The organism is Pseudomonas sp. NFACC16-2, from assembly GCF_900119205.1.
Classification (GTDB): Bacteria; Pseudomonadota; Gammaproteobacteria; order Pseudomonadales; family Pseudomonadaceae; genus Aquipseudomonas; species Aquipseudomonas fluorescens_Q.
Genome location: NZ_FPIX01000001.1, coordinates 39834 through 51886 on the forward strand (window position 1 = coordinate 39834; position 12053 = coordinate 51886).

At 58.9% G+C, this 12053-nt stretch carries 16 protein-coding genes; 1 reads left to right on the plus strand and 15 read right to left on the minus strand.

Annotation, left to right across the window (positions count from 1 at the left end; translation table 11 throughout):
• Nucleotides 1-4: 4 nt before the first annotated feature.
• From fliF to BT116_RS00250, 12 genes are read right to left on the minus strand one after another with little or no spacing between them, the layout of a single operon-like run.
• The gene (gene fliF, locus BT116_RS00195; protein ID WP_072338985.1) at nt 5-1375 is read right to left on the minus strand and encodes a flagellar basal-body MS-ring/collar protein FliF; all 1371 of its coding nucleotides are present in this window, start codon (nt 1373-1375) and stop codon (nt 5-7) included.
• A gap of 3 nt (nt 1376-1378) precedes the next feature.
• Nucleotides 1379-1684: a flagellar hook-basal body complex protein FliE gene (gene fliE / locus BT116_RS00200; protein ID WP_072338987.1), complete on the minus strand. Its 306-nt coding sequence runs from the start codon at nt 1682-1684 to the stop codon at nt 1379-1381.
• Nucleotide 1685: 1 nt separating this feature from the next.
• The gene (locus BT116_RS00205) at nt 1686-2081 is read right to left on the minus strand and encodes a flagellar basal body rod protein FlgC (RefSeq protein ID WP_013693091.1); all 396 of its coding nucleotides are present in this window, start codon (nt 2079-2081) and stop codon (nt 1686-1688) included.
• 2 nt (nt 2082-2083) lie between these two features.
• Nucleotides 2084-2461: a flagellar biosynthesis protein FlgB gene (locus BT116_RS00210; RefSeq protein WP_072338989.1), complete on the minus strand. Its 378-nt coding sequence runs from the start codon at nt 2459-2461 to the stop codon at nt 2084-2086.
• A gap of 9 nt (nt 2462-2470) precedes the next feature.
• On the minus strand, nt 2471-3580 hold the full coding sequence (locus BT116_RS00215) for a flagellar basal body P-ring protein FlgI (protein ID WP_072338992.1): 1110 nt from the start codon (nt 3578-3580) through the stop codon (nt 2471-2473).
• Complete coding sequence (locus BT116_RS00220) at nt 3577-4155, minus strand: flagellar basal body L-ring protein FlgH (RefSeq protein ID WP_083569069.1); 579 nt, start codon at nt 4153-4155, stop codon at nt 3577-3579. Before BT116_RS00220 ends, BT116_RS00215 begins: the two co-directional genes overlap by 4 nt.
• On the minus strand, nt 4142-4840 hold the full coding sequence (gene flgA, locus BT116_RS00225; RefSeq protein WP_072338994.1) for a flagellar basal body P-ring formation chaperone FlgA: 699 nt from the start codon (nt 4838-4840) through the stop codon (nt 4142-4144). Before flgA ends, BT116_RS00220 begins: the two co-directional genes overlap by 14 nt.
• A gap of 5 nt (nt 4841-4845) precedes the next feature.
• A complete protein-coding gene (locus BT116_RS00230; RefSeq protein ID WP_069970903.1) occupies nt 4846-5619 on the minus strand; it encodes a flagellar hook-basal body protein in 774 nt (257 codons plus the stop codon).
• A gap of 15 nt (nt 5620-5634) precedes the next feature.
• Complete coding sequence (locus BT116_RS00235; protein ID WP_072338996.1) at nt 5635-6345, minus strand: flagellar hook-basal body protein; 711 nt, start codon at nt 6343-6345, stop codon at nt 5635-5637.
• On the minus strand, nt 6342-8426 hold the full coding sequence (locus tag BT116_RS00240; RefSeq protein WP_072338998.1) for a flagellar biosynthesis protein FlhA: 2085 nt from the start codon (nt 8424-8426) through the stop codon (nt 6342-6344). The genes BT116_RS00235 and BT116_RS00240 overlap by 4 nt, the downstream gene beginning before the upstream one ends.
• Entirely contained in the window at nt 8423-9496 is a 1074-nt protein-coding gene (locus BT116_RS00245) for an EscU/YscU/HrcU family type III secretion system export apparatus switch protein (protein ID WP_072339000.1), read from the minus strand. The genes BT116_RS00240 and BT116_RS00245 overlap by 4 nt, the downstream gene beginning before the upstream one ends.
• Nucleotides 9493-10164: a flagellar biosynthetic protein FliR gene (locus BT116_RS00250; RefSeq protein ID WP_256574474.1), complete on the minus strand. Its 672-nt coding sequence runs from the start codon at nt 10162-10164 to the stop codon at nt 9493-9495. Before BT116_RS00250 ends, BT116_RS00245 begins: the two co-directional genes overlap by 4 nt.
• Between BT116_RS00250 and BT116_RS31285 the strand changes: the two genes are divergently transcribed.
• A complete protein-coding gene (locus tag BT116_RS31285) occupies nt 10085-10261 on the plus strand; it encodes a hypothetical protein (RefSeq protein ID WP_256574475.1) in 177 nt (58 codons plus the stop codon). The two genes, BT116_RS00250 and BT116_RS31285, sit on opposite strands and share 80 nt — an antisense overlap.
• Here the strand turns inward: BT116_RS31285 and BT116_RS00255 are convergent.
• The 3 genes from BT116_RS00255 to BT116_RS00265 all read right to left on the minus strand — a co-directional run bounded on the left by BT116_RS00255 (nt 10258) and on the right by BT116_RS00265 (nt 12043).
• Nucleotides 10258-10548, minus strand: a complete 291-nt coding sequence (locus BT116_RS00255; RefSeq protein WP_256572540.1) for a flagellar biosynthetic protein FliQ — start codon at nt 10546-10548, stop codon at nt 10258-10260. The two genes, BT116_RS31285 and BT116_RS00255, sit on opposite strands and share 4 nt — an antisense overlap.
• Before the next feature lie 254 nt (nt 10549-10802).
• Nucleotides 10803-11093 (minus strand): DUF3077 domain-containing protein, encoded by a 291-nt coding sequence (locus BT116_RS00260; RefSeq protein ID WP_072339003.1) that lies wholly within the window; start codon nt 11091-11093, stop codon nt 10803-10805.
• A gap of 575 nt (nt 11094-11668) precedes the next feature.
• Nucleotides 11669-12043 carry a hypothetical protein gene (locus tag BT116_RS00265; RefSeq protein ID WP_072339005.1) on the minus strand — a complete coding sequence of 125 codons (375 nt, stop codon included), beginning with the start codon at nt 12041-12043 and terminating at the stop codon, nt 11669-11671.
• Nucleotides 12044-12053: the final 10 nt, after the last annotated feature.

Here is a 12053-nt window from a genome sequence, read left to right on the forward strand (position 1 = left end):
GACCTTAACGCCCCTCCAATAGCCAGCGGCGCAGGTCCACCAGCAATTGCTCGCGCTCGACCGATGTCAGTCGCGGCACCGTGACAGGGACGGCAACAGACTTGCGCCGTCCTTTTGCCCAAAGCAGCAACAGACCGATCGCCAGGGCAACTATCGCGCCGACACCCAACCAGCGCGTCCATGGCAACGACAGACCCCCATCGACGGGCACAGGTACCTGCTCGCTACTCACCGGCGCCGGCTGCACCAAGGGCTCGACTAACGGAGCCGTCTCCGGCCTATCGGGGATGTAGACCATTACCAAGCGATCGCCCCGCTTGAGATCCAGCCCCAAAGCCGCTTCAAGCAACGCCTGGATATCTTTCATTTGAGCGTCCGACACCGGTGTGCTGAGCACCACACCAACGGTAATACGCTCGATTTTGCCAGCCGCATGCTCGGTTTCAGCACGCGCCTTACCCACCTCGTAATCGATTTCCCGGTTGTTCTGGGAACGCTTGCTCGTGGACTCGCCACTGGAGTTCTCGGTGGACTCCGTGCGTTTTTCACGACGCATTTTGTTCGTCAGCGGTTGCTCGCTGATGGATTTGACACGGTCAAAGTTCATCAGCACCCGCACAGACACATCGACGCCACGATGACCGAGCGGGCGCGCCAGCAATTCTTCGGCCTTCAGCTTGAGTGCCTGCTCGACCTGGGCCGTCAACTGCAGGTGCTCCGGCGCCGCCGCGGCGCCACCGGAAGCACTGAGTACCTGCCCGTCTTCGTTGAGCACCGATACGCGCTCAAGCGTCATGCCCTCCACCGCTGACGACACCAGTTGCTGAATACCCCTGACTCGCTGCGGCATCAACGTCCCCGCCGAACGCAGACGCACGATCACCGATGCCTTGGGTGGTTCTTCCGCCTGTTGGTAGAGGCTGGTTTTCTTGAACGTCAGGTGCACACGGGCATATTCGACTTCGGACATGCTCATGATCGTGCGCGCCAGTTCCCCTTCCATGGCCCGTTGGTAGTTGATTTTCTGGCTGAACTCCGACATACCGTAGTCGGCCTTGTCGAACAACTCGAACCCCGTGCCGCCACGGGTCGGGATACCCGCCTCAGCCAGATACATACGGGCAGAGGCCGCATGATCGGCCAGGACTTCAATCGCACCCTGCTGCGTATTGATCCGATAGGGCACATGCCGTTGGCTCAATGTAGCCAGGATCTGGGCCTGGGACGCCTCGTCGGCGTTTCTGTACAACGCCACATATTGCGGTCGGATCACCCACCACGCCGACACGGCCAGCAGGCCGACAATCAGCAAGGCACCCATCAGAAAGACGCGAGTACGACCCGCCAGGAACGAGGACACCGGTTGATTCTCCATGGCTTAGATCTGCAACCGCGTGAGTTCCTGGTAGGCATCTACCAGACGGTTGCGCACCTCCACGGCCAATTGCAGCGACAGCTTCGCTTGCTCCATGGCCATGACCAGATCGTGAGGCGCAATGTTGTCGCCCAGCGCATAAGCCGACAGCATCTCGCTGGCCTGGCCGGTTTGTGCATTCAGTTGGGTGGCACCCGATTTCAGCAATTCGACAAAGTCGGTGCCCTGAGGCCCCATCGGTCCGTCCGCCAAGGCAGCGGCCGGTGTAAGGTCGGGGGTCAATGCGATAGGCGCAATGGCGGCGGTCATGTCACTTTCCAATTTCAAAGGCTTTGAGCGTCATTTCACGCAAGCTGTTGTAGGAGCGGATATTGGCTTCATAGGCACGGGTAGCCGATACCAAGGTCGCCATCTCCCTGGCGGCTTCGATGTTGGGGTAATGCACCATCCCATTCTGGTCAGCCATGGGATGGCTCGGTTCATGGACCAAGCGGCTGTCGCTACGTGCTTGAGCGTGAACGCGGGGCTGCTGCAACCCCAGTTGGCCGGCAAAGCTGGTCGGAGGCGATACGCTGAGCAACGGTGAGCGTTCGCCCGGTCCTATTGCCACGTTGGCGATCGCCAGGTTGTAGCTGGCGACTTCTGCCCGCGAACGCTCATAAGCCATGCTCCCGCGAACGATCTCGCTGATGTTGTCCAAAGGCATCTTCAGCGACCTCCCCGGATAGCCAGCTGCATCAATGCGAACTGGCGTGATACACCGTCTGCCAAGGCTTGGTAGCGACCGCTCGCGGCGGACATCTGCGCCACTTCACCGTCCAGTGCCAATGGCGCGCCCGGCGTATAGCTTTGCAAATACGGTGTGAGTTCGCTGTCCTGCAGCGAACGCAACGATTGGGCGAACAACTCAGGGTCGTTGTGTAAACCGCGCAAGGCGGCCATCGGCTCGTAGCCGTTGAGGCGCATGGCCTTACCCCCCGGAACGTTGGCCATGGCGATGTTGTGAGCCGCGACTTTCGCCCGCAATTGCTCCAGGCTCATGGCGAAGCGCACGGTCTCTATTGCAAGATTCATATCGGTTGACATCAATCTTCCTTATTGAACGATGAGTTCAGCGTGCAGAGCGCCCGCCTGTTTGATGGCTTGCAACACGGTGATGACTTCTCGCGTGCTCAATCGAACCTGATTGAGGGCTTTCACCAGATCTCCCACCGTCGCGCCTTCGGCCAATTTCACCGGGCCGTGTTCTTCTTCATTCACCGTCAGCTCGGTGTCAGGCACGACCACGGTACCGACACTCGGCCCGGTGCGGGCGACCCACGAGGGCTGCGACACCTGGAACTTGGTGCTGATCACGACACTCAGCGAACCCTGGGAAATGCTCACCTCGCCCAATCGGACATTGGCGCCCGCGACCACTGTGCCGGTGCGTTCGTTGACCACCACCCGGGCGGCATAATCCGGTGCGACTGAAACGTTCTGTACCCGCGAAATCAACCGCGGCACGGTCATGCCCGCTGACACGGGCACTTCCACTTTAGCGGCATGCACGACACGCACACCGGCCACACCCAACTCGCGACTCAAGGCATCGGCAATACGTTGCGCGGTGGTGTAGTCCGGCTCGTTGAGAATCAGCACCAATTTTTTCGAAACCTCATCGTTTTCCGAAAAGGCCGAACGTTCGACACTGGCGCCGCGGGGTATACGCCCGACGGTCGGATGGTTCTTCTGCACGGAATTTTCGTTGGCCTCGAAGACATATCCGCCCACCGACATCGGCCCTTGGGCCAGGGCATAGAGCTTTTCATCCGGGCCATACAGGGGGGTCATCAACAAGGTGCCCCCCAGCAGACTGCGTGCATCGCCCAGGGAGGAGACCTCGACGTCCAGCTTGTCCCCGGACTCGCTGAACGAACGCAGGTTGCCGGTGACCATCACCGCCGCCGTGTTGCGGGTATTGAGGTCTCCATCAGCGACATTCACGTTGAAGTTCTTCAGGGTATTGACCAATGACTGGCGAGTGGCCCGATTACGGTCGGTATCGCCGGTGCCGGCCAGGCCCACCACCAGCCCATAACCGATGATGGAATAGTCCCGCACGCCTTGAATGCGCGTCAGTTCCTTGATCCGGACATCAGCCAGCGTCGGCTGCAGCCAAAGGGCGAGCAGCAGGCCCGAGAGCAGTCGAGCAATCATTTTCATAAGATTCGCAGCCACTTGAGCACCCGGAAAACGATGTTCTGCTTCTGCGCATCGGTCACCACACCGTCACCGACGATGTCGATTTGTGCGTCTGCCAGGCGATAGGAAAGCACCGTGTTGTTGTAGGCGATGTCATCGGGTCGAACGAGACCGGTGATACGCACTTGTTGTTTCTCATCGTTGACCGTCACCCGTTGCTCGCCGCTGACGCGCAACAAACCCTCGGGCAGTTGTTCAATGATCCGTACCGAAACGTTGGTACGAATCTGTCCGCTGCGGTTGGTCTGGCCCGTGCCGTTGGTATCGCCTCTCAAGCCCAGGTTCGCTTGATGCGTATTGCTGTCCAGGCCGGTGCGCGCGGAAATATCGGTATTGCTCTCGGCCCCGGTGCCGGCCGCACTTTGCGCCGTGGTCGATTCCACCACCAGCACCGTCAGGGTGTCGCCCAAATGGTAGCCACGGCGGTCTCCCGTCAGTGAGCGATAGCCATCGGGGTTGATCAGGCTCTGCGCGCAAGCCATCCCCGGCAGCAACAGCATCACCAGCCCAGCCTTGCGAACGTTACGGGTCGACATGAACCTCTCCTTTACCGGCAACCACCGCCAACAGGCTCGACTCGGCGCCGTCCAACATCACCGGTACGCGTTCTCCCAACACACCCGGACGCAGTGCCTTGCCTTCGGTGCGCAGCATCAGGCCCGGGCCATAGACCACCACGGTCACCGGGGCGTCGCGGTACACCAAAGGCTCGGCCTTGAGATGACGCTTGAGCACCGGCATGCCGGCATTGACCGATTGCGTCAGCCATTGCCCTGCAAGGTCATTGGGCAGATCACCGGGCGACATTTGCGCCGCTGCCAGGTCCACCCGCTCCAACCGGGGCTGAGCATCGGCCACCATCTGGTCGGCTCGCCCGTTGCGGCCATAGACCCACGCCTGTTTCCAGGCTTGGACCTTGAACCACACCGTCACCACGCTCGGCCGCTCATGTCCGCACACCGTGCCGCTCAAAGCAACGGACACCCGGCTGCGGATGCCCTGGCTCAACAGCCGGATCTGTGGATGCGCCATGGCCGGCAGCTCGCCCATGGGCGTGAGCTGCAGCTCAACCTCAGGCGTGGCCAACTGCGCCTGGATACGTTGGGTGGCCATGCTCAAGGCTTGATTTGCCGCCGAATCGCAACCGGCATCGGACATCGCCTGGGCGTAGCTTGCACTGGCGAGCCACAGCCCGAATCCGGCCAACCAAGGGATATTCATGAGGTTCAACGACGCAGGTTGTTGATGGTTTCCAGGATCTGATCGCTGGCTTGCAGCAATCGCGCGTTCATCTGATAAGCGCGCTGGGCCAGCACCAGCCCGCTCATCTCGTCGATCAGGTTAACGTTGGACATCTCGACGTAGCCTTGCAACAACACACCCTGACCGTCTCGACCCGGCTCGGCATAAATGGCTTCGCCACTGGCCTGCGTCGGTCGATAGAGGCCGTCGCTGAGCTTCGTCAACGCTTCGGCGCTGGCGAACTTGGCCAATTGCACCTGTCCAACGCTGATGATTTCTCCTGTCTCGGTAATAGTCGCCTGGACTTCCCCGTTCTGCTTGATCACCAAGTTGCGTGCGTCCGGTGGTACGCGCAGGTCGGCCGTCAGCGTCTGCCCGTCCGGCATTGCCAGTTGCCCTTCGCTGTCGAGATGGAAACGTCCCGCGCGGGTGTAGGCCAGCTCGCCCGTCGGCAACGCGACTTCAAAGAACCCATCGCCCTGGATGGCCAAGTCCAGCGCGTTGCCACTTTCGCGGACAGTGCCCGGGCTGAAGACCTGACTCGGCTGCGAAGCCTGGATACCTGCGCCAGTCAGCAAGCTCTCGGTCATGCCACCGCCATCATCGCGTGTCCCAACCTCGCGAACCATGTCGTGAAAGTCCACCTGGCTGCGCTTGTAGCCAATGGTCTGCATGTTCGCCACATTGTTCGAAATACTGTCGATCCATGCCTGGTTCGCGGTCAGCCCGGAGCTGGCAATACTTAATGAGTCAATCACAAGCACATCCCTTGATCAGTTCTTGCCAATTTGGTTGATACCGCTGTTGAGCATGCCGTCGTAGGCCGACAGCGCTCGCTGCATGGTTTCGACATGCCGCGACACTTCCATCATCTTCACCATGTCGGCGCCCATGGCGGCGTTCGAGCGCTCCAATAGCCCCTGATGCACCACGAAGCTCTTGGCGGGTGTGATCCCGGTACTGGCCGCGTATAACCCATCCCCAACGGCCAATAGCTGCTGCGGATTGTCGACGCGCACAATACTCAGGCGCCCTACCGGTCGATCAGCGACACTGACTTCCCCGCTCGCGTCGATCTTGAGCACCCCATCCGCCACTTGCAGCGGACCGTCATCGGCCAATACCGGATAACCCGCCTTGCTGACCAGATAACCGGCCTTGTCGACCTGGAAACGCCCGTCACGACTCAACAACACACCGCCCGGCGTCTTTATCGCAAACCAGGCATCCCCTGACAGCGCCAGGTCGGTGGCCCGCCCGGTGTGTTGCAACGCACCGCCGTCGGTGCTGATCCAGGTCTGCGCCTGAATGTCGTCTAGCCCACCTGCAACGCCCGGCCCGGCCACGTTCGACGCCATGACATTGAAGGTGCGCTCGGCCTTGTAGCCAACGGTATTGGCATTGGCGACGTTCTGCGACACGGCTTTCAGGTGATCGACATCGCGCTGGATGACCCCAGCCAGTTGCATGATCAAATCGCTCATGGGGACTCCAGGCTGGGGAAACCGGGCAGGTCAATCATGCCTGCCGAGGTCACGCGGGCGTGCTGCCCCACTTCATTGACCGAGAGCACCGCCATGTGCGGCACGGCTCGCGCCATGAAGGCCCGCAAGACCCGTCGCAATGGCGCCGCACACAACAGCACCGGTTGCTTGTTGCCACTGAGCTGGCGTTCGGCTTCCCGGGCGACGGTGGTGACAAATCGCTCCAGTTCCTGGGCCGGCAACAACGCCGATTGCAAGCCTTCGCGAGGACGCGAGGCCGCCAGCATGTAGCCTTCCAATTGCGGTGCGATCGTCAACACGTTGAGCTCGCCGTTCTTGTCGACCAACCGCTCATACAATGCCGCGCCCAGGCGCTCGCGCACCCGTTCGACGAGGTCTTCGGCGCTCTTGTTGCTACGCCCCGCATCCACCAGCACTTCGAGAATGGTCTCAAGGTTGCGGATAGACACCTGCTCGCGCAGCAACAGTTGCAGCACCCGCTGGATATCCGAGTAACTGAGGACTTGGGGCACCAGTTCGTCCACCAGGCTGCCCAAGCCGACGCGCTTCTTCTCGATCAACCGCTCGGTCTCGGCACGGGTCAGAAACTCCGGCGCATAGCGGCGGGCCAGCTCGGACAAATGGGTCAACAGCACGGTGTCGGGCTCGACCAGGGTGTACCCCGCCGTGCGCGCCTGGGCCCGTTGCGCCACCTCGATCCAGAGCGCCTTGAGCCCGTAGGTAGGCTCTTTGGTGGCACGCCCTTCGAGCACCAGCGTTGCGCCACCGGGGTTGATCGCCAGTAACTTATCGAACTCCAACTCGCCTGCCGCAATCACCGCGCCCTGTACACAAACCTGGTAAGTGCCACTGGCCAATTTCTTATCGGCATGCACGTTGAGCGATGGCAAGGCAAAGCCATAATCCTTGGCGAACTGCTTGCGCAGGTTTTCGATACGCAGGCTCAAGGTACTGGTGGCTGCCAGGACGTGAGTCGCGAGGTCAGCGCTCAACCGCAGTTCAAACGCATCGGTGTTCATCAATGCGTAGACATCATCGGACTCGCTGTCTTGCCCTGTCAGCACGTCCTTCTGGGAGTCCTCACCAACGCTGGCCTTGTCCCGCAACTTGCGGTAGGAAAACCACGCCGCCGCGGCAAACGCGCAAAACAGCATCATCAGCGGAATCAAGGGCAATCCTGGCATCATCGCCAGGAACAGGGTGACCAGCGCCACCACCACCAGGGTCTTGGGATAAGCCGAGACCTGTCGCCCCAATTCAGGGCCCAGGCGCGCATCCGTCGCGGCGCGGGTGATGATGATGCCCGCCGCCACGGCAATAATCAGCGAAGGAATCTGCGTCACAATACCGTCGCCCACCGTCAGCAACGTGTAGTGATGCAGCGCATCGCCCCAGCTCTGGCCTTTTTGCAGGATGCCGACCGAGAGGCCGCCGATGATGTTGATCGCAATGATCACAATGCCGGCAATCGCATCGCCCTTGACGAACTTGGACGCGCCGTCCATGGCCCCGTAGAAGTTCGACTCACGCTCCAACTGGCTGCGTCGGCGCTTGGCTTCTTCCTGGTCGATGATGCCCATGTTCAGGTCCGCATCGATGCTCATCTGCTTACCCGGCAACGAGTCCAGGGTAAAACGAGCGGCGACCTCGGCCACCCGTTGGGCGCCGCTGGTGACGACCACGTACTGCACCACCACCAGGATCAGGAAAATCACGAAACCAATGACATAGTTGCCACCCACCACGTGGGTGCCCACGGCCGCGATGACCAGCCCCGCATCACCATCGGTGAGGATCAGCCGCGTCGCGGAGATATTCAGGGCCAGGCGAAACAACGTGGTCATCAGCAAGAGCGACGGAAAGGTCGAAAAGCTCAACGGCTTATCAATGTCGAAGGTCACCAGCAACACCATCAACGCAACAGCAAAGTTGGTCAGCAGCAGCAAATCCAACAGCCAGGTAGGGATCGGCGTGAACAACACCAGCAAAATGCCGATAACCGCCACAGCCAGCAGCAGATCGCTGCCCTCGGAAAGCAGGCGTGACAAGAGTGGCTTCATGGCGAAAGCACCTTATTGCCTGGCAGTGCGATGACCCAGCGATAAATCCGCGCCACGTCGGCCTGCGTCGAATCCGGAATCGCCGAATCGACCCGTGCCAAGGCATGCAGCGCCCGCGCCAAGGGCGGACGACGCAAAATCGGTACCTGGTGTTTCCTGGCAACATGGCAGATACGTCGGGCATGCAGGCCGCGTCCCATGGCGAGCACCTTGGGCGCGAGCATGCTGGACGGTCGGTATTGCAAAGCCACCGCGTAATGAGTCGGGTTGGTAATGATGACGTCGGCATCCTTGACCTGCCCCAGCGCAGCGGCCTTCTTCAACAGCGCCTGCTGGATACCTTTGCGCTTGGCACGTACTTCAGGGTCACCTTCGCGGCGGCGATGTTCGTCCTTCGTTTCCCGGCGACTCATACGCATCTGCCGCCCGAACTCACGCCGCGAATACCAGATATCAAACAGCGCCGCGGCCGCCATCACCGCCAATACCGTAAACCCCAACTGCATCAGCAATTGTTTGCCGGCCTGCGGCAACTCCAGGGGCGAGATCGTCGCCATGCCCAACAACTGCGGCAGCACGCTTTGGAACAGGTAATACAAGACCAACGAGAACAACGCGCCCTTGACCAGCACCTTGATCAGCTCAACGAACATGCGTCGCGAAAAGAGTTTCTTGAGGCCCTGGATCGGATGGAGCCGCTTGAAATCAGGCTTCAACGCGGTCATTGAAAACACCGGGCCGCTGAACAGCAGATTCGTCAGGACCGCCATCAGCACCAACGCACCAATCAACGGCAATAACCCGTACACCACCTGTCGCAGGCTATAGCCGCCCTGCTCGCCCAGGTAACCAAAGCCTTGTCCCAATTGCCCGGCGTTGCCCAACCACCAGTGAGTGTGGGCAGCAATGACACTCGCCAACGGATAGGCAATGGCCGAAAAAACCATCAGGAATGTCAACAACATGATGAAGGACAACAGGTCCGGGCTGCGGGGTACCTGCCCTTTCTTGCGTGCCTCTTCGAGTTTGTAGGGTGTTGCCTCTTCGCTCTTGTCCTGCTGATCGCTCATTGCACACCCGCCGGTGACAGGGCAAACCGCAAGGCGTTTTCAATCAGCAGCGGCAGACGCTGAACGATCATCGGCAAGGTCAGGATAAAAATGAACATGCCCACGCCCAACTTGAGGGGCAAGGACAGGAAATAGACATTGGCCTGGGGCATGGAACGGGACAAGAACGCAAACGCCACATCGATCAGCCACAGCCCGAGAATCACCGGCACGACAATCATGAACGCCAGCAAAAACTGCTGCGTCATGACCGTCGCCAAAGACACGGACAGCGTGCTCAGCGACACACTGCCGGGCGGAACCGCCACCAGCAACTGAGCGAACACCCTGAGCAAATCGTGATGCAGATTGAGCACGACAAACAGCGCACCCAACGACCAGACCAACAGCTCGGCCATCAGGCCGGTCATGTTAGAAGTGCCCGGATCAAACACCCCGGCCGCATTCAAACCGATTTGAGTGTCGATCAACTTACCCGCCATATCGACACCGGCATGAGCGGCATGAAAACCGAAGGCCATCAACACACCCAGCAGCAACTCGCCCAACACCACGGGCAGCGTGAATACAGGGGCCTGGGTGAGCGTCATGCTGCCGACCAACACGGCGGACAGCGCCAGTGCCAAGATCAACCTGACAGTCAACGGAATGCGCGAAAAACATAGGATCGGCGAAACCACCACGAGCGGAATCAACCTGACCGACACGAGAAGCGCATTGAGGAAGAAGTATGTCAGCACAAACTCACACCAAAAACGCTGCTAGAAGCTAGCGGCCTGAGTTAATGCACTGAGTGCGAATTGTTTGAGGACCGTCAGCATCCAGCCTCCAAAGACCAGCAACATGACAACTGTCACGATCAGTTTTGGGATGAAGGTCAGGGTCATTTCCTGGATCTGGGTCGCGACTTGCAGAATGCTGACCGCAAGGCCGACGATCAGAATGGCCAGGAGTAACGGAGCAGCCACCATTGCGGAGGTTAGAAGCGCTTCTTTGAGCGCGTAGAGCATGAAATCCTGCGTCATCCATAACCCCAACTGAACTTGATCCAAGGTGCACTCTGGGCGCGCCATAGCCTGAATGGCAGATCGCCATGGTAGCGATATAGTGTCATGGGATGCAACAGGATGTTACGTGGCGGGGACGAATGGTGGCGGGAGTAGGCTTGAATAACGAGAGAAATCCGGGAAAGGAACCGAGGAAAGACCACGCTTAGAGCTTCTGTAATCGGTCCGCCCCATAATCGTGGTCTACCCCGCTTTTCCCCGTTCCGGCGAATCTAATGCTTGCTGTCTCGACGTGTCCGTTAGCTATTGGAGTGTTTTGATCCCTCAGGTCTAACCGTCATGACTTTCACTACATCATCAATCACTGCTTTGCTCATCTCCATTAAATAATGAGCGGCCCAGGCATGGCGGTCCGTTTTCCTTTCGAAAGTGGCGTCCTCTGCAAGCCTGTAAGCGAGATGCAAGAGATCTGACGCTTGTTGCAACGCTTCAGTTAACGGAACACCGCCGTTAACGCGGAACAGCGGACGGTCGGAGCAATAATGGAATGGGGTGTAGCCGATAGTTTTTGCTTCTGCTTGTTCGGTCATTTGCTATCTCCACTGACTGAGATGCAGCGGGACCGCGATACAGAGTTGCGGAGCAGATGAGGCCGTTTTCTTGATCTATCGATATGCATTGTTCAACTCCCTTGATTCGAAGAGCTGCCGCATCCGTTACCAAGCGAATGGGTGGCAGCTGTGCGCAGGTTGGTAAACCGGGGAATCAAGGAAACCGGCACGTCAGAAGACGTCCCACACACAGCTGCCATAAAACAAAATCGCAGGCCTGAAAGCCTGCAATCCTGTCCGTGCACTGTTACGCCTTATTCCACCGGGTTACCAAGCCCGGTCGCTGAATGTGCAGCGACATCCAGAGCGTAACGCGACAGAAAACCTCCGGCGAGAGGCTTAGGGCCAGAATAGTGCTTTTGGTGGAATTTTCAGAAGTTTCCTACGTGAGGCCCCAATGCTCGCAGTCCATCACGGACAGACACGTTTTGCGGACGCGGCTCAAATTCTCGAAGCACCTTTGAGAGGCTTGAGCACGCGTTGCTAGCAGGGGCACATCAACAGGCACAGGCATTGGAGTAGATTTGTGGGGATCCCTCAGGGTTTGTCCCCCGTTATCCTGATACGTCCGACTGGCAAAACCTATCGGTCACCGCAGTGTCGATGACGATCTCGAAATGATCTTTGTCATGCTTGACTACCGGTGAAACTGAGCTGATTAGCTTGAGCTCAACGAGTTTCCCACATATCTTGATCTTTTGACGATTGAATGACTTTAGCTTATCTTCATCACTGCGATTTTCGACATGCGAGCTGAAAATTTCTCGCTCACTTCCTCCACCCTGAACCACGTTTGGACAAGACGCAGCTTCGAAGTCTTCACAGTAAGCTATTGGCACTGCAAGTTTATTTACAATGCGCAACTCATATAAAAAAACTTGCTCTTCCAAGTTGTGCGCCAGAAAACAGCCAGACAACACCAGCGGCAAACCCAATACT

Bases quoted from the DNA above. Each gene is read 5' to 3' on its own strand.
- fliF (WP_072338985.1), bottom strand. From the start codon at position 1,375: ATGGAGAATCAACCGGTGTCCTCGTTCCTGGCGGGTCGTACTCGCGTC.
- fliE (WP_072338987.1), bottom strand. From the start codon at position 1,684: ATGACCGCCGCCATTGCGCCTATCGCATTGACCCCCGACCTTACACCG.
- BT116_RS00205 (WP_013693091.1), bottom strand. From the start codon at position 2,081: ATGCCTTTGGACAACATCAGCGAGATCGTTCGCGGGAGCATGGCTTAT.
- BT116_RS00210 (WP_072338989.1), bottom strand. From the start codon at position 2,461: ATGTCAACCGATATGAATCTTGCAATAGAGACCGTGCGCTTCGCCATG.
- BT116_RS00215 (WP_072338992.1), bottom strand. From the start codon at position 3,580: ATGAAAATGATTGCTCGACTGCTCTCGGGCCTGCTGCTCGCCCTTTGG.
- BT116_RS00220 (WP_083569069.1), bottom strand. From the start codon at position 4,155: ATGTCGACCCGTAACGTTCGCAAGGCTGGGCTGGTGATGCTGTTGCTG.
- flgA (WP_072338994.1), bottom strand. From the start codon at position 4,840: ATGAATATCCCTTGGTTGGCCGGATTCGGGCTGTGGCTCGCCAGTGCA.
- BT116_RS00235 (WP_072338996.1), bottom strand. From the start codon at position 6,345: ATGAGCGATTTGATCATGCAACTGGCTGGGGTCATCCAGCGCGATGTC.
- BT116_RS00240 (WP_072338998.1), bottom strand. From the start codon at position 8,426: ATGAAGCCACTCTTGTCACGCCTGCTTTCCGAGGGCAGCGATCTGCTG.
- BT116_RS00245 (WP_072339000.1), bottom strand. From the start codon at position 9,496: ATGAGCGATCAGCAGGACAAGAGCGAAGAGGCAACACCCTACAAACTC.
- BT116_RS31285 (WP_256574475.1), top strand. From the start codon at position 10,085: ATGCTGCCGACCAACACGGCGGACAGCGCCAGTGCCAAGATCAACCTG.
- BT116_RS00260 (WP_072339003.1), bottom strand. From the start codon at position 11,093: ATGACCGAACAAGCAGAAGCAAAAACTATCGGCTACACCCCATTCCAT.